This window comes from Pseudomonas sp. B21-015, assembly GCF_024749285.1.
Classification (GTDB): domain Bacteria; phylum Pseudomonadota; class Gammaproteobacteria; order Pseudomonadales; family Pseudomonadaceae; genus Aquipseudomonas.
Window position 1 is genome coordinate 1,762,351 of the sequence record NZ_CP087196.1, and the last position, 16,412, is coordinate 1,778,762.

The 16,412-nt window shown below is 61.0% G+C and carries 15 protein-coding genes; 9 read left to right on the plus strand and 6 right to left on the minus strand.

What is annotated here, in order from left to right:
- The first annotated feature begins 46 nt into the window (after positions 1 to 46).
- Complete coding sequence (locus tag LOY38_RS07985) at positions 47 to 514, plus strand: TlpA disulfide reductase family protein (protein ID WP_258699537.1); 468 nt, start codon at positions 47 to 49, stop codon at positions 512 to 514.
- Positions 515 to 688: 174 nt separating this feature from the next.
- Here the strand turns inward: LOY38_RS07985 and LOY38_RS07990 are convergent, their stop codons facing one another.
- Both LOY38_RS07990 and LOY38_RS07995 read right to left on the minus strand, forming a co-directional pair.
- Entirely contained in the window at positions 689 to 1,093 is a 405-nt protein-coding gene (locus LOY38_RS07990) for an META domain-containing protein (protein WP_258699538.1), read from the minus strand.
- On the minus strand, positions 1,093 to 1,527 hold the full coding sequence (locus LOY38_RS07995; RefSeq protein ID WP_258699539.1) for a hypothetical protein: 435 nt from the start codon (positions 1,525 to 1,527) through the stop codon (positions 1,093 to 1,095). Before LOY38_RS07995 ends, LOY38_RS07990 begins: the two co-directional genes overlap by 1 nt.
- Positions 1,528 to 1,661: 134 nt before the next feature.
- Here LOY38_RS07995 and LOY38_RS08000 point away from each other — a divergent pair, with 134 nt between their 5' ends.
- Positions 1,662 to 2,057: a hypothetical protein gene (locus LOY38_RS08000; RefSeq protein ID WP_258699540.1), complete on the plus strand. Its 396-nt coding sequence runs from the start codon at positions 1,662 to 1,664 to the stop codon at positions 2,055 to 2,057.
- Between the two features lie 5 nt (positions 2,058 to 2,062).
- On the opposite strand, the gene LOY38_RS08005 is transcribed toward LOY38_RS08000, so the two are convergent.
- The gene (locus LOY38_RS08005) at positions 2,063 to 3,052 is read right to left on the minus strand and encodes a 2-hydroxyacid dehydrogenase (protein ID WP_258699541.1); all 990 of its coding nucleotides are present in this window, start codon (positions 3,050 to 3,052) and stop codon (positions 2,063 to 2,065) included.
- A gap of 97 nt (positions 3,053 to 3,149) precedes the next feature.
- Positions 3,150 to 5,900 carry a response regulator gene (locus tag LOY38_RS08010; protein WP_258699542.1) on the minus strand — a complete coding sequence of 917 codons (2,751 nt, stop codon included), beginning with the start codon at positions 5,898 to 5,900 and terminating at the stop codon, positions 3,150 to 3,152.
- A 217-nt stretch (positions 5,901 to 6,117) separates the two neighbouring features.
- On the opposite strand from LOY38_RS08010, the gene LOY38_RS08015 reads away from it, so the two are divergent.
- The 7 genes from LOY38_RS08015 (at position 6,118) to LOY38_RS08045 (ending at position 14,590) form a co-directional block, all read left to right on the plus strand.
- The gene (locus LOY38_RS08015) at positions 6,118 to 6,840 is read left to right on the plus strand and encodes a response regulator transcription factor (protein WP_258699543.1); all 723 of its coding nucleotides are present in this window, start codon (positions 6,118 to 6,120) and stop codon (positions 6,838 to 6,840) included.
- On the plus strand, positions 6,827 to 8,239 hold the full coding sequence (locus LOY38_RS08020; RefSeq protein ID WP_258699544.1) for a sensor histidine kinase: 1,413 nt from the start codon (positions 6,827 to 6,829) through the stop codon (positions 8,237 to 8,239). The genes LOY38_RS08015 and LOY38_RS08020 overlap by 14 nt, the downstream gene beginning before the upstream one ends.
- A gap of 184 nt (positions 8,240 to 8,423) precedes the next feature.
- Entirely contained in the window at positions 8,424 to 9,326 is a 903-nt protein-coding gene (gene cysM / locus LOY38_RS08025; RefSeq protein ID WP_258699545.1) for a cysteine synthase CysM, read from the plus strand.
- Complete coding sequence (rlmD, locus tag LOY38_RS08030) at positions 9,326 to 10,678, plus strand: 23S rRNA (uracil(1939)-C(5))-methyltransferase RlmD (RefSeq protein WP_258699546.1); 1,353 nt, start codon at positions 9,326 to 9,328, stop codon at positions 10,676 to 10,678. The genes cysM and rlmD overlap by 1 nt, the downstream gene beginning before the upstream one ends.
- A 128-nt stretch (positions 10,679 to 10,806) precedes the next feature.
- Entirely contained in the window at positions 10,807 to 13,050 is a 2,244-nt protein-coding gene (gene relA, locus LOY38_RS08035) for a GTP diphosphokinase (protein ID WP_258699547.1), read from the plus strand.
- A gap of 138 nt (positions 13,051 to 13,188) precedes the next feature.
- Entirely contained in the window at positions 13,189 to 14,022 is an 834-nt protein-coding gene (gene mazG / locus LOY38_RS08040) for a nucleoside triphosphate pyrophosphohydrolase (RefSeq protein WP_258699548.1), read from the plus strand.
- 25 nt (positions 14,023 to 14,047) lie between these two features.
- Positions 14,048 to 14,590: a DUF2058 domain-containing protein gene (locus LOY38_RS08045; protein ID WP_258699549.1), complete on the plus strand. Its 543-nt coding sequence runs from the start codon at positions 14,048 to 14,050 to the stop codon at positions 14,588 to 14,590.
- A 66-nt stretch (positions 14,591 to 14,656) separates the two neighbouring features.
- Here LOY38_RS08045 and LOY38_RS08050 read toward each other — a convergent pair whose 3' ends face one another.
- Positions 14,657 to 14,845 (minus strand): hypothetical protein, encoded by a 189-nt coding sequence (locus LOY38_RS08050; protein ID WP_007937567.1) that lies wholly within the window; start codon positions 14,843 to 14,845, stop codon positions 14,657 to 14,659.
- A 341-nt stretch (positions 14,846 to 15,186) separates the two neighbouring features.
- Entirely contained in the window at positions 15,187 to 16,407 is a 1,221-nt protein-coding gene (gene fabB / locus LOY38_RS08055) for a beta-ketoacyl-ACP synthase I (RefSeq protein WP_258699550.1), read from the minus strand.
- Positions 16,408 to 16,412 lie beyond the last annotated feature (5 nt).

Genomic DNA, 16,412 nt, shown 5'->3' on the forward strand with positions numbered 1-16,412 from the left:
AGGCGATGGGTCGCAGGTGCATTCTATTTTTGACAAGGATCGAGACATGACAAGGCGACTGGCAGCGGCATTGGCGATCTTGGGGGCGTTATTGCTGGGGGGCTGCGGCAACGACTATGGGACCGACCAGAACGGTCACAAAATCGCCGCCGAACGTCTGGATAAACAATGGCTGGTGCTCAATTACTGGGCTGAATGGTGCGGCCCGTGCCGTACCGAAATCCCGGAGCTGAACGTGCTGGCCGAGCAGCTCAAGGGCAAGAAGATCGGTGTGTTCGGGGTCAACTTCGACAATGTGCAGGGCGAAGAGTTGAAAAGCGCCAGTGAGAAACTGGGGATCAAGTTCACTGTATTGGCCCAGGACCCGGCCGACCTTTTCGAATTGCCGCGCAGTGAAGCGCTGCCGGTGACTTACATCATCGATGACAAGGGCAAGGTGCGGGAACAGTTGATGGGCGAGCAGACGGCGGCGGGGGTGATGGCGAAGCTTGAGGCGTTGCAGGCGACCAACTGATCGAGCACCGACCTGTGGCGAGGGAGCTTGCTCCCGCTGGGCTGCGAAGCAGCCCTAAAACACGTTACCTCGGTTCTTCAGACAGACCGTATGGACCGGTTTACGACTGCTACGCAGCCGAGCGGGAGCAAGCTCCCTCGCCACAGTCATTCACTTGGCTACAACCGAGAGTAATCAACCCTCTTCAAGCCACCAACGCAACGGCTTGCCTTCTGCTGGCCAAAAGCGCATCTGATCGATCGGCGAGACGTCCCAGCGCTGGACGTTTTCCAACACCTGCAGGAAGCGTTTTTCCTGCTCCATCAGCGCCGGCGCACAGAGTTTACGGGTGCTGCCGATCTTGCCGAAGCTCAGCTTTTCGCCTTCCAGGGAATACGGCGCGAACCAGTGGTTGCAGCCACCATTGCCATAAGCCCGACCGTCTTCATCGAGGGTGATGGTCAGGTGGCTGTAGTCCATCAGCGGACGTTCGCCGATCCATTCCAGAATGTAACTGCGGTTCTGTTGCAACTTTACCGGCTCGGCGGCGCAGCCCAGCAGGCTGGCACCGACCATCGTGGTCAGAGCAAGGCGTTTCATCACGCAGGCTCCTGGCATTTCGGGCACAGGTGCTTCTCGGAGGCAGTGGTCCAGCCCAATTCGGCAATTCGCGCGGTGGCAGCCGGTTTTTCGGCCTTGTTGCCCAGCTTGGCGTCGACCGCGAACTCAAAGCTCAGTTCTTTGGCGCAGCTGTCGCAGTTGACTTGCCAGGTGTGAATCGCCAATTCGCCGAACACCGGACCACTGGCCACCGCGACCCATTGGCCGGGCGGGTTGATCAGGTGGCGAACCGTTTCGACGGTCAGGCGCATGGACAAGTCCTTGCTGCCTTTGAGGGTCACTACCAGCACGTCGTTATTACGAATCGAGCCGCCGTTGCCGGTGACTTGATAACGCCCCGGCACGAGGGCGCGGCATTCGGTGAGGGTGTGTTGCGGGTTCATCAGGCTGTAGCGGAAATCGTGTTCGACCATGGGTCCTCCAAATATGCGCGATATGCTAGCACGGGCTTGAACGCAGCATAGCGCGGGCATGTGACCTTCGATCTGGTTCAAATGACTCGCCAACTCATGGCACACTGCCGCTTTTGCATCTCTAAGGAATGGAAATGGCCTTAATCGAATGTTATGAATGCAAGCAGCGCATCAGCTCCACGGCGCCTGCTTGCATTCATTGCGGTGCACCTGCGGCAACGGTGCAAGCGGCCACTTCGACGGCAGCGCCTGTGGAAGCACCGCTTTCTTTCGGGCATTTACCGAGCAATGAGAGTGTGCCTCGGGTAACCCCGGCCGCGTTCGGGCGTAAACGAAAGACCGAAGTTCAGGCCGAGGTTCCGGCACCGGTGCTCAATGGGCCGCGTCCCGTGGAACTCTGGCTGAAACTCATGATTTTCTTTCTGCCGCCGTTTTTTGTCTGGTTCCTGCTGCGTCGCGGACATTCCCTTGGGCAGCGCTTGATCGGCTTCGGCTGGTTGGCGCTGATGATTATTTTGTCCAAGGCCTGAGCCGATCAGCTCTCGACCTGGTTCTGTGGCAAACCTGCCGCCCAGGCCGCGATGTTTTGCAGGGTGATCGCGGCAATCGCGCCCAGGGCTTCGCGGGTCAGGAAGGCCTGGTGCGCGGTGACGATCACGTTCGGAAAGGTCAGCAGGCGCGCCAGCACATCGTCTTGCAGCGGCAGGTCGGAGCGATCCTCGAAGAACAGTTGCGCCTCCTCTTCATACACGTCCAGCCCCAGATAACCCAACTGGCCGTTTTTCAACGCGTCGATCAGCGCCGGCGTGTCGACCAGACCGCCGCGCCCGGTGTTGATCAGCATTGCGCCGGGCTGCATGTGCGCCAGTGACTCGCGGTTGATCAAGTGTTTGCTCTGCTCGTTGAGCGGGCAGTGCAGGCTGATGATCTGCGACTCGGCCAGCAGTTGCGGCAGGCTCAGGTAGCGCGCGCCGAGGGCTTCGACCTGCGGGTTCGGATAAGGGTCATGGGCCAGCAACCGACAGCCGAAGCCGTGCATGATGTTCGCGAAGGTCGCGCCGATCTGCCCGGTGCCGACCACGCCGACGGTCTTGCCCACCAGGTCGAAACCGGTCAACCCGTGCAGGCTGAAGTCGCCTTCTCGCGTGCGGTTGTAGGCACGGTGCAGACGACGGTTGAGCGCCAGGATCAACGCCACCGCATGTTCGGCCACGGCATGAGGCGAGTAGGCCGGGACCCGCACGATCAGCAATCCCAGGCGCTTCGCCGCTGTCAGGTCGACATGGTTGTAACCGGCCGAGCGCAGGGCGATCAGGCGCGTGCCGCCTGCTGCCAGGCGTTCGAGCACCGGGGCGCTGAGGTCATCATTGATGAAGGCGCAGACCACTTCGTGATGTTCGGCCAGTGCCGCCGTGTCGAGACTCAGCCGGGCCGACTGGAACTGCAGCTCGATGCCGGCGGGCAGGTCGGCGGCAAGAAAACTGTCGCGGTCGTAGGTCTGGCTGCTGAAAAGAATCGTGCGCATGCTGTCCTCCTGGAAGTCTCAAACCCCGTAGCAGTCTTCGGCAGCTGCTACAGGCGTTGAGTTTAGCGTTCAGGGCGCTCGGCGTTATTGCGCTGCATCAGGCATTGATGCGCGCGTGGGCCGCGAGGCGATTGATGGCTCGTTCGAGTTCTTCCAGCGCGCCGGGGGCTTTCGGGTCTTGTTGCTTGAGCAGGGTTTCACTGCGCTGGCAGGCGGCGCGCAGTTGCGGTACGCCGCAATAACGGGTTGCCCCATGCAGGCGATGGACCCGCTCGATCAGGGCATTCTGGTCGTTGGCTTCACGGGCGACGCGGATGGCCTCGCGGTCGCCTTCCAGGGAGGCCAGCAACATTGCCAGCATGTCCGCCGCCAGATCGGCCTTGCCGGCCGCCAGGCGCAGGCCTTCTTCGTGATCGAGCACCTGCAACTCATTTCCGTTATGGCGGTCGCTGGAGCGCTCCGGCCCCAGATTACGCAACGCCAGGCCGGTCCATTTCAACACCACTTGCGCCAGTTGCCGTTCGCTGATGGGTTTGGTCAGGTAGTCATCCATGCCGCTTTGCAGCAACGCGCGTTTTTCGTTGGCCATCGCGTGGGCGGTAAGGGCAACGATCGGCAGTGGCGTGCAATGCCGTTCGCTTTCCCACTGGCGGATGGCTTCGGTGCTTTGACGGCCATCCATTCCGGGCATCTGCACGTCCATCAACACCAGGTCGAAGGTCTCGTTCTGCACGGCCTTGACCGCGGCGTAACCGCTTTCCACCGCGAGCACCTTGGCGCCCATGTCCTCGAGCAGGGTTTGCACCAACAGCAGGTTGGCCGGGTTGTCGTCCACGCAAAGGACCTTCGGCGCGCGACTGGAGACCGGCTCGCCGGGGTCGCTGCGTTGCTGGCGCGGGTTGACCAGATCGGACAGGGCCCGGCGCAATTTGCGGGTGCAGGCCGGTTTGGACTGGAGCTGGCTGTGGGGGTTGGGCACCGAGAGGTGGAACAGCGTCAGTTCGGTGGTCGGGCACAGCACCAACACTTTGCAACCCAGGTGTTCGAGGTCCCAGATATGCTGGTTGAGGCGCTCCGGTGGCATGTCGTTGCTGGTGATGCCGAGCACCGCCAGGCCGATCGCCTGATCAGTCTGATGGGCGCCGGTCACGCCATTGGCCAGGCTTTCCAGGGTGTTGAACGGCGTGACGGCCAAGCCGCAGTCTTCCAGTTGATGCTGCAATGCCTGACGGGCCAGTTCATGGTTTTCCAGGACCGCCACCCGATGCCCCAGCAGCGGTGGGCCGGGCAGGTCTTCGGCGTCGTCGCGGGTTTTGGGCAGGCTCAGGCTGATCCAGAATTCCGAGCCTTCGCCCGGTGTGCTGTCGACGCCGATCTCGCCGCCCATCTGCTCGATCAAGCGTTTGGAAATCACCAGCCCCAGGCCAGTGCCGCCAGGTTGCCGGGACAGCGAGTTATCAGCCTGGCTGAAGGCCTGGAACAAGGCGCGCACGTCCTGATTGGACAGACCGATGCCGGTGTCTTGAATACTGATGCGCAGTTGCACGCTGTCTTCATGCTCTTCTTCGAGCATCGCCCGGGCGACGATGGTGCCTTCGCGGGTGAACTTGATCGCATTGCTCACAAGGTTGGTGAGGATCTGCTTGAGTCGCAGCGGATCGCCCACCAGCGACAGTGGCGTATCGCGATAAACCAGGCTCACCAGCTCAAGCTCTTTGGCGTGGGCGGCCGGGGCGAGGATGGTCAAGGTGTCTTGCAGCAGGTCGCGCAGGTTGAACGGAATATGGTCGAGCACCAGTTTGCCGGCCTCGATTTTCGAGAAGTCGAGAATCTCGTTGATGATCCCCAGCAGGCTGTCGGCGGATTTTTCGATGGTGCCCAGGTAATCGAGCTGACGCGGGGTCAACTCGCTTTTTTGCAGCAAATGCGTGAAGCCGAGAATGCCGTTGAGCGGCGTGCGGATTTCATGGCTCATGTTGGCCAGGAATTCGGATTTGATCCGGCTCGCCTCCAGGGCTTCCTTGCGCGCCAGGTCCAGCTCGATGTTCTGGATTTCGATGGTTTCCAGGTTCTGACGCACGTCTTCGGTGGCCTGGTCGACGCTGTTCTGCAATTCTTCCTGAGCGTTCTGCAGGGTGCCGGCCATGCGGTTGATGCCGGACGCCAGTTCATCCAGCTCCTGGCTGCCGAGGGGCGGCAGACGGGTTTCCAGGTGACCGTCCTTGAGCTGCGCCACGGCTTGTTTGATCTGGCTCAGCGGCCGGTTGATGGTCCGGCCCATGCGCAACGCCAATAGCGCCGCACCGGCCAGGCCCCCTCCGATCAACAGCAGGCTGGCGAACAGGCTGCGGTAACCGCGCAGCAACATGCCGCTGTGGGACAGTTCGAGTTCGACCCAGCCCAGCAGGCGGTCGGCTTCACCGGGGATCAGGTCGCCAGCCAGGTTGCGGTGCTTGCCGAACACCGGCAGCAGGTAACGCGTGGCGTCATTGCCACTGCGGCGCAGCAGCTGCGAACCGTTGCCCAAGGGCGCCTGATTGAGCATGGTCGGGCCGGCATGGGCCAGCGTCGTGCGGTCGGGGGCGAGGAAGGTCACCGCGCGCACATCGGTTTGCTCCAGGGAGTGGGTGGCGATGCGCTCCAGCAGCTCGTTGTCTTTGCGGCCCATGGCGGGGGCCACCAATGGCGCCAGCTGTTCGGCGATCATTTCGCCGCGCTGCATGAGTTGGGCTTGCAAGTCCGATAGCTGCATCCAGGTGAAATAGCCGCCCAGGACCAGCGCCATCAGGGTGGTCGGCAACAGGGTCAGCAACAGCACGCGGCCTTTAATTCCCAGTTTCTTGAGCACGCAACTCTCCTGCATCCAGCTGTTTATTGACCTGCACATGCGTCCGGCACGCGCCACCTGCGCAGTGTAGCGATTTGCATGCGGGCAATCTTCGTAAAATTGATGTCGTCATTCGTCGGCCACTTCAGCGCTTTGGTCGCGGGGGGGGCAAACCTTGAGTTGCCCCTGGCGAGGCAATCTTGAATAATCGGCAACTGAGAATTATTTGCAGATACTTATGACTCCCATCTCTGTTGGCCATCCCCGAATTCTCTCCATCGAAGACGATCTGGTGCTCGGTGCTTATGTTCATGAGCATCTGGGGCGCTGCGGTTTTCAGGTGACCTGGTGCCAGAACGGGCGGGAAGGTCTGGCCATTGCGCGCCAACAAGCCTTCGATGTGGTGCTGATGGATATCCTGCTGCCGGGGCTCGATGGCCTGGCGGTGCTGACCCAATTGCGCCAGAGCCACTCCACGCCGGTGGTGCTGATGTCGGCGCTGGGGGCCGAGGCGGATCGCATCAGTGGCTTTCGCCTCGGGGCCGACGATTACTTGCCCAAACCCTTCAGCATCGCCGAGTTGCGGGTGCGCATCGAAGCGATCCTGCGGCGTGTGGCGCTCGATCGCCGACCGGTGCCCGCACCGGTTGCGCCTTCGGTGGGCAGCCTGCGTTTCGACGACGAACTCTGCGAGGTGTCCTTCGGCGAACACGCCGCCGGCCTGACCCGCAGCGAGTACCGATTGCTGGAAACGCTCAATCGCAACGGCGATGAAGTGCTGAGCAAAGCCTTCCTTTATCAGCAAGTCCTGCAACGCGGTTACGCCGCCCATGATCGCAGCCTCGACATGCACATCAGCCAGATCCGCCGCAAACTCAAGGCCATCGGCTACACCGAGCGCGAAGTGCGTACCGTTTGGGGCAAGGGGTATGTATTGAGTGCGGCCGATGAAATGGTCTGACGTACCGGGCAGGCATTCACTGTTCTGGAAGCTGGCTTGTTTGTTGGTGGCGTTCTGTCTGCTGATGATCTGGTTGAGCTGGTCCTGGGGCCGCTACATGGAAAAGCAGAACCTGTTCCTGTCCGACGAGGCCCGGGGCAGCCTGATGCGCTACGCCGCCGAGGCGGAGCAAGCGTGGAGTGAACGGCAGAGTATGGGCGTCGATGCCTGGTTGCGTCGTGTCGGCCATCACGAGACGACGTGGGTCGGTGTCATCGGCGGCGACTTGCAATCCCTGAGCAGTTATCCGCTGACGGAAAAGGAAGTTCAGCGACTGACCTTTTTGCGCGGCCTGGACTGGCCGGTGAGTCGTCGTAACAACGGCCTGCCCTGGCTGAAAATCCCATTCCCCAACGACCCGGCCGCCGGCAGTCTGGTGATCGAACTGCCTCAGCGTTTCATGCCCGGGCGCTACCGGGTGTTCTGGCGGGTGATCACCAATGGGGTGATTCCCGGGTTGCTCACACTGCTGGTGTGTGTGGGGCTGTATCGATTGCTGGTGGTCCCGCTGAACAGCCTGCGCGAACAGGCCAATACCTGGCGCGCTGACCAGCTGACTGTGTGCTTGTCGAGCCGCACCACCAATCGCCCGGATGAGTTGGGCGAACTGGGCAGGGCCTTCGATCACATGGCTGAGCGCCTGCAAAGCACGGTTGTGCTGCAACAGCAATTGCTGCGCGACCTGTCCCACGAAATGCGCACGCCGCTGAGCCGGCTGCGGGTGGCCAGCGAAAGCGAGCAGGAGCTGGGTCAATTGCGCGAACGCATTGGCCGCGAAGTCGACGGCATGCAGCGTCTGGTCGAGGACACCCTGCAACTGGCGTGGCTCGACACCGAGCGCGCGCCGTTGCCTGACGAAGCGATCCAGGTCCAGGCGTTGTGGGACATGCTCACGGAAAACGCCTGCTATGAAAGTGGCTGGCCGGCGAGTCAATTGCACTGTGCGGTGGATGAGTCCTGCTGGGTGCGGGGTCATCTCAATACCCTGGCTCAGGCGCTGGAAAACATTCTGCGCAATGCCATTCGTCATTCACCGAAGGACAGTGTTGTGACGCTCGGCGGTCGGCGCGATGGCGACTTCTGGCACCTTTGGCTGGAGGACGAGGGCGGTGGGGTGGCTGACGAGGCGCTTGAACGGATCTTCTCGCCGTTCATCCGGCTCGACGGTTCGCGGCCGGGGGACGGTGGATTCGGGCTGGGTTTGAGCATCGCGAGGAATGCGGTGCAGCGCCAGGGCGGGCGTCTGTGGGCTGAGAACAGTGGGGCAGGGTTGCGGCTGAATATGCGTCTAGTGGCTGATGAGGGTGGAGCCTGTCAGACCGCTTTGGCGAGCAAGCCCCACACACTGGATTTCGGCTGAACACACAGTTTGTGTACGCCGCAGATTAAATGTGGGAGCGGGCCTGCTCGCGAAGAGGCCCTCCCATCCACCACAAATCCCACCCTTATTCCTATAAGCAATAAGCCCCTTACTTTGCGTGATATGGCCTGCGCACGTTTGCCGGTATGATAGGCGCCCCCGCAGTCTGGATTGCGAATACGCCATGACCTTGCAGTACCCAACCATCGCCGATTGCGTCGGCAACACTCCGCTGGTCCGTTTGCAGCGCCTGCCTGGCGCCACCAGCAACACCCTTTTGCTCAAGCTCGAAGGGAACAACCCGGCGGGTTCGGTCAAGGACCGTCCGGCGCTGTCGATGATCACCCGTGCCGAGCTGCGCGGGCAGATCCACGCCGGCGATACGCTGATCGAAGCGACCTCGGGCAACACCGGGATCGCCCTGGCCATGGCCGCCGCGATCAAGGGTTACAAGATGATCCTGATCATGCCGGACAACTCCAGCGCCGAGCGCAAAGCCGCGATGACAGCCTATGGCGCCGAGCTGATTCTGGTCAGCCAGGAAGAAGGCATGGAAGGCGCTCGCGACCTCGCCCAGCGAATGGAAGCCGAAGGCCGTGGCAAGGTGCTGGATCAGTTCGCCAACGGTGACAACCCCGAGGCGCACTACACCACCACCGGTCCGGAAATCTGGCGCCAGACCCAAGGCACCATCACGCATTTCGTCAGCTCGATGGGCACCACCGGCACCATCATGGGTGTCTCGCGTTACCTGAAAGAACAGAACGACAACGTGCAGATCATCGGGCTGCAGCCGATGGAAGGCTCGGCGATTCCGGGCATCCGTCGCTGGCCGCAGGAATACCTGCCGAAGATTTATCAGGCCGATCGCGTGGACCGGATCGTCGACATGGCGCAGAGCGAAGCCGAAGACGTGACTCGTCGTCTGGCGCGCGAAGAAGGTATCTTCTGTGGCGTGTCTTCGGGCGGTGCCGTGGCGGCGATGCTGCGCCTGTCCAAAGAAGTTGAAAACGCGGTGATCGTCGCGATCATCTGCGACCGTGGCGACCGTTACCTGTCGACCGGCATTTTCGACGCGCCCAACTGATGGCTAGGCAAGAGAGAGGCCTGCGCTTCCAGCCCACGGGCGGCAGCAAGGCCCCGCAAGTCCCGACCGGCAAAAAGCAGCGCTTGACCATCGAGCGCCTGGCCAGTGACGGTCGCGGTATCGCGTTTTTCGAAGGTCGCACCTGGTTCGTCATCGGCGCATTGGCCGGTGAAGACGTCGAGGCGCGGGTCTTGGGTGCCCATGGCAAAGTGGTCGAGGCGCGCACCGAACGCGTGTTCCAGGCCAGTGAATTGCGCCGCCCGGCACCGTGCGCTCATGCTGCTCGCTGCGGCGGTTGCAGCGTGCAGCATTTGCCCCACAACGAACAGCTCGCCCTGAAACAGCGCATGCTCGCCGAGCAATTGTCGCGGGTTGCCGGTGTCGAACCTGATGAGTGGGCAGCGCCGTTGAGCGGTCCGGAATTCGGCTACCGTCGTCGCGCCCGAGTGGCGGTGCGTTGGGACATGAAAGCGAAAAAACTGGAAGTCGGCTTCCGCGCCGCCGGCAGTCAGGACATTGTCGCCATCAACGAATGCCCGGTGCTGGTACAGCCCTTGCAACCGATCATGACCCGCTTGCCGGAGATGCTCCGGCGCTTGAGCAAACCTCAGGCACTGGGGCATGTGGAGTTGTTCAGCGGTTCGTCATTGGCGGTATTGCTGCGGCACATGGTGCCGTTGTCCGAAGCCGACATGACGATCCTCAAGGATTTCTGCGCCTTCCATGAAGCCCAATTGTGGCTGCATGGGGAAGGCGAGCCGCAACCGGTCGAGGCCGATCAGTCGCTGGGCTACCGCCTTGAACAGTGGGACCTGAACCTGGCGTATCGGCCCGGAGATTTCATTCAGGTCAACGCCGGGGTCAACGAAGCGATGGTGGCCCAGGCGCTGGAGTGGTTGGCGCCGAAATCCGATGAGCGGGTTCTGGACCTGTTCTGTGGGCTGGGCAACTTTGCCTTGCCGCTGGCCAAAGCCGTGCGCGAAGTGGTGGCGGTCGAGGGTGTGCAGGCCATGGTCGAGCGGGCGGCCGCGAACGCTGCCAACAACAATTTGCATAATGCGAAGTTTTTTCAGGCCGATTTATCCCAGCCTTTGGCTGATGCCGAATGGGCCAGCGAAGGCTTTTGTGCGGTACTCTTGGACCCACCGCGTGACGGTGCTTTCGAGGTGGTGCGCAAGCTTGCATCCCTGGGTGCCGAACGATTGGTGTATGTGTCGTGCAACCCTGCAACGCTGGCGCGCGACACGGTCGAATTGATCAAGCAGGGCTACCGGTTAAAACGTGCCGGGATTCTCGATATGTTTCCTCAGACGGCACATGTCGAGGCCATGGCGTTATTTGAAGCGAGCTAGGATGGCTCGTCTGGTCCGACTGACCCGCTCGTGCAAAGCGCATTCGTCTTAGCCCCGCGAGTACACACGGGCAGCGAAGGTCAGCGATTTGACGCATTGAATCTGCGTCGTAGGGAAGGTAAAGCAAGATGGTACAGGTGAGAGCACACCAGCCGATCAACACTGACGGCAGTATCAATCTCGAGGCTTGGCTCGATCACGCGGTCAGTGTCGATGCGGCACTGGATCGCGAAGCCTTGAAAGAAGCCTGCGAGTTCGCTCGCGAGGCCGAACAACAAGCCAATGCGGCGAAGAATCTGTGGTCCGAAGGGACCTCGAGTTTCCGCACGGGCCTGGAGATCGCCGAGATTCTCGCCGACCTCAAACTCGATCAGGATTCGTTGGTCGCGGCGGTCTTGTACCGTGGCGTGCGTGAAGGCCAGATCCAATTGCCGGCAGTCAGCCAGCGCTTCGGTCCGGTGGTGGCCAAACTCATCGACGGCGTGCAACGCATGGCGGCGATCAGCGACAGCCTGAGCCCGCGTAAATCCATGGTGATGGGCACTCAGGGTCAGGTCGAAAACCTGCGCAAAATGCTCGTGGCCATGGTCGACGACGTGCGCGTTGCGCTGATCAAACTGGCCGAACGCACCTGCGCGATCCGCGCAGTGAAAACCGCTGACGACGAGAAGCGCAACCGCGTCGCCCGTGAAGTCTTCGACATTTACGCGCCGCTGGCCCACCGCCTCGGTATCGGTCATATCAAGTGGGAGCTGGAGGACTTGTCCTTCCGTTACCTCGAGCCCGACCAGTACAAGCAGATCGCCAAGTTGCTCCACGAGCGGCGGCTGGATCGCGAGCGCTTCATTGCCGACGTGATGAGCCAACTCAAGAACGAGTTGCAGGCCACCGGCGTCGATGCCGACATCAGTGGCCGGGCCAAACACATCTATTCGATCTGGCGCAAAATGCAGCGCAAGGGTCTGGAGTTCAGCCAGATCTACGACGTGCGCGCCGTTCGTGTGCTGGTGCCGGAAATGCGTGATTGCTACACCGCGCTCGGCATCGTCCACACCCTGTGGCGGCACATCCCGAAAGAGTTCGACGACTACATCGCCAACCCGAAAGAGAACGGCTACCGCTCGCTGCACACCGCGGTGATCGGCCCTGAAGGCAAGGTGCTGGAAGTGCAGATCCGCACCCACGCCATGCACGAAGAAGCCGAGTTGGGGGTTTGCGCGCACTGGAAATACAAGGGCACCGACGTCAAGTCCGGCTCGAACCACTACGAAGAGAAAATCTCCTGGCTGCGTCAGGTCCTCGAGTGGCACGAAGAGCTGGGCGATATCGGCGGCCTTGCCGAACAGCTGCGGGTCGATATCGAGCCGGACCGGGTTTATATCTTCACTCCCGACGGTCACGCCATCGACTTGCCGAAGGGTGCGACACCGCTGGACTTCGCCTATCGCGTGCACACCGAAATCGGTCACAACTGCCGCGGCGCCAAGATCAACGGGCGGATCGTGCCGCTCAACTACAGCCTGCAAACCGGTGAACAGGTCGAGATCATCACCAGCAAGCACGGCACCCCGAGCCGCGACTGGCTGAACCCGAACCTGGGTTACGTCACCACCTCGCGGGCGCGGGCGAAGATCGTTCACTGGTTCAAGTTGCAGGCCCGTGATCAGAACGTCGCGGCCGGTAAAACCTTGCTCGAGCGCGAACTCAATCGCCTCGGCCTGCCGCAGGTGGATTTCGACAAGCTGGCCGAAAAGGCCAACATGAAGACCGCCGAGGACATGTTTGCCGCGTTGGGTGCCGGCGATTTGCGTCTGGCACAACTGGTGAACCTGGCGCAGCAACTGGTCGAGCCGGAACGCGGCAACGAACAGCTGGAGCTGATCCCGCGCAAAGCCACCGGCTACAAACCGGGCAAGCGCGGCGATATCCAGATCCAGGGTGTCGGCAACCTGATGACCCAAATGGCCGGCTGCTGCCAGCCGTTGCCGGGGGACGCCATCGTCGGTTACATCACCCAGGGCCGTGGCGTGAGCATTCACCGTCAGGACTGCGCCTCGGTGCTGCAACTGGCCGGGCGCGAGCCGGAGCGGATCATCCAGGTCAGCTGGGGCCCGGTGCCGGTGCTCACCTATCCGGTGGACATCATCATCCGTGCCTACGACCGTTCCGGCCTGCTGCGCGACGTGTCGCAAGTGCTGCTCAACGAGCGGATCAACGTGCTGGCGGTCAACACCCGCTCGAACAAAGAGGACAACACGGCGCTGATGTCCCTGACCATCGAGATTCCGGGGCTGGATGCATTGGGGCGGTTGCTGGGGCGGATTTCCCAGTTGCCGAACATCATCGAAACCCGCCGTAACCGCACGCCTTGATCGCATGTTCAGCGCCGATCCACTGTGGGAGCGAGCCTGCTCGCGATTGCGATTCTTCAGTCGGCCTATGTGTTGCCTGGAAGTCCGCTATCGCGAGCAGGCTCGCTCCCACTAGGGATTTTGCCGTGAGAGAGATTGATGTATTCACTTGAAGACCTGCTGCACCTGATGAACCGCCTGCGCGACCCGCAATACGGTTGCCCGTGGGACATCAAGCAAACCTACGCCACCATCGTTCCACATACCCTGGAAGAAGCCTACGAAGTCGCCGACGCCATCGAGCGCGGCGATTTCGATCACTTGCAGGGTGAGTTGGGCGACTTGTTGTTCCAGGTGGTTTATTACAGCCAACTGGCCCGGGAAGAAGGGCGCTTCGAGTTCGCTGGCGTGGTCGACAGCATCACGCGCAAGTTGATCCGCCGTCATCCTCACGTGTTCCCCACCGGTGATCTGTACGCGCCGCTGGACGTCCCGCGTCTGAATGAAGAGCAGGTCAAGCAACGTTGGGAAGAGATCAAGGCTGAAGAGCGCGCCGAGAAGTCTTCGGCGCCGCAGCAGTTGTCCTTGCTCGATGACGTACCCGCGGCGCTGCCGGCACTGTCCCGTTCGGCAAAACTGCAAAAGCGCGCGGGGCAGGTCGGTTTCGACTGGCCGGACGCCTTGCCGGTGCTCGACAAGGTTCGCGAAGAGCTCGATGAAGTGCTCGAAGCCATGGCCGACAATGACTCGGCAGCGATTGCCGATGAAGTCGGCGACCTGCTGTTTTCCGTGGTCAATCTGGCGCGACACCTCAAGGTCGATCCGGAAACCGCGCTGCGCGGCGCGAACTCAAAATTTGAAAGGCGCTTCCGATTTATCGAACAGGCATTGCGCGACACCCACCGTCCCATAGAAGATTGCACCCTCGAAGAGTTGGACGCCTTATGGGGCGAAGCCAAACGTCAGGAAAAGAATTTGCCCAGCTGCGGCTGAGCTGTTGCCTAAGTGAGTAAGTACCATGAGCCTTTCCCTTCGCGACCAGTTGCTCAAAGCAGGGCTGGTCAACCAAAAGCAGGCCAAACAGGTCGGCAAAGAAAAACAGAAACAACAACGTTTGGCCCACAAAGGCCAGATCGAACTCGATGACTCCCAGCAGCGTGCGGCTCAGGAAGCCATGGCCGAGAAGGTCAAGCGTGACCAGGAACTCAACCGTCAGCAGCAGGAGAAGGCCGAGCAGAAGGCTCGTGCCGCCCAGGTCAAGCAATTGATCGAAGTAACGCGCCTGCCGAAGCTGACCACCGAGGACTACTACAACTTCGTCGACGATAAGAAGGTCAAACGCATCTCCGTCAACACCCTGATGCGCAACAAGCTCAGCAACGGTTCGCTGGCGATCGTGCATCACGCCGGCGGTTACGAAGTGATCCCTCGTGAGGCGGCCCTGAAGATTCAGGAGCGCGATCCACAGCGCATCGTGCAGCTGAATGTGAAGACAGAAGAAGTCAGCGTCGAAGACGATCCGTATGCGGCCTATCAGATCCCTGATGATCTGATGTGGTAAGCCGTTAGAGACTGCAACAACGACAAACCCCGCTCATGGCGGGGTTTGTCGTTTTCAATGCGGTCATTATGCAGAACGCGCTTCGCGTTGCTGCTCCAGTGTTTCCAGTTCGGCCTTGTATTGGTGGGCTTCGGTCTCGGAGTGGAACATCCCGACCAGCAGGTTTTGTTGATGTACATCCCAAATGCGGATACCGGCGGCGATGCCTTCGTGGGACATGTGTGAATCGTCGCGTTCAGTTACTTTTACAGTCATCTGCTAGCTCCAATCTCTGTTATCTGCAGCAAGGCGTGTGCAGGGCTTTGTTATAAGTTTGGTTAGCGGGCTAAGTAAACGACTGAATTCGGTAACGGACTTTTGCAAAATCGGAGAAAGTCCTGGAGGCCGCGAAATGCGCGACATTCGATCGCAGGCCGTTGAGTTCCATGACAAATGTTTCATGTTCGCGAGGAAGAAAACCGCGGTTCGAGCCTGATGGATTGAACACCACAATCCTTGTGGGCGCGGGCTTGCGCCTTAACTGGCTGCTTTATTCAGGCAAAAAAAACGCCCCGAACCAGTCGGGGCGTTTTTGTGTGCAGCGAAACGGCGAGGTATTACTTACCTGCCCAACGCTTCAGCACCAGCGTGGCGTTGGTGCCACCGAAGCCGAAGCTGTTGCTCATCACGGTGTCGATGGTGGCGTTTTCGCGAGTCTTGGTCAGGATTGGCATGTCTGCCACTTCCGGGTCCAGTTCGTCGATGTTGGCGGAACCGGCCATGAAGTTGCCTTCCATCATCAGCAGGCAGTAGATCGCTTCGTGAACACCAGCGGCGCCGAGGGAGTGACCCGACAGGCTCTTGGTGGAGCTGATGGCCGGGGCCTTGTCGCCGAACACTTCACGCACACCTTTCATTTCCATCACGTCGCCGACCGGAGTCGAAGTGCCGTGGGTGTTCAGGTAGTCGATCGGGGTATCAACGGTGGCCATGGCCATCTGCATGCAACGGATGGCGCCTTCACCGCTTGGGGCGACCATGTCGTAGCCGTCGGAGGTCGCGCCGTAGCCAACGATTTCCGCGTAGATCTTCGCGCCGCGGGCCAGAGCGTGTTCCAGCTCTTCGACCACGACCATGCCGCCACCGCCGGCGATGACGAAACCGTCACGCTTGGCGTCGTAGGCACGGGAAGCTTTTTCCGGGGTTTCGTTGTACTGGCTGGACAGGGCGCCCATGGCGTCGAACAGGAACGATTGGCTCCAGTGTTCTTCTTCACCGCCGCCGGCGAAGACGATGTCCTGTTTGCCCAACTGGATCTGCTCCACAGCGTTACCGATGCAGTGAGCACTGGTGGCGCACGCGGAGGAGATCGAGTAGTTCACGCCCTTGATCTTGAATGGCGTGGCCAGGCAGGCCGAAACGGTGCTGCCCATGGTCCGCGTGACGCGGTACGGGCCTACGCGTTTGACGCCTTTCTCGCGCAGGATGTCCAGCGCTTCCATCTGGTTCAAGGTCGACGCGCCACCGGAACCGGCGATCAGGCCGGTACGCACGTTGGAAACCTGCTCTTCGGTCAGACCGGAGTCTGCGATGGCATCTTTCATGGCCAGGTAGGCGTAAGCCGCCGCGTGGCCGACGAAGCGATAGATCTTGCGATCGATCAGTTCTTCGAGGGGAAGGTCAATGGAGCCGGAAACCTGGCTACGCAGACCCATTTCGGCATATTCCGGGTTGAACCGGATGCCAGGGCGGCTTGCACGCAGGTTAGCGGAGACGGTCTCTTTGTCATTGCCCAGGCACGAAACGATGCCCAGACCAGTGATAACGACGCGGCGCATGCGGA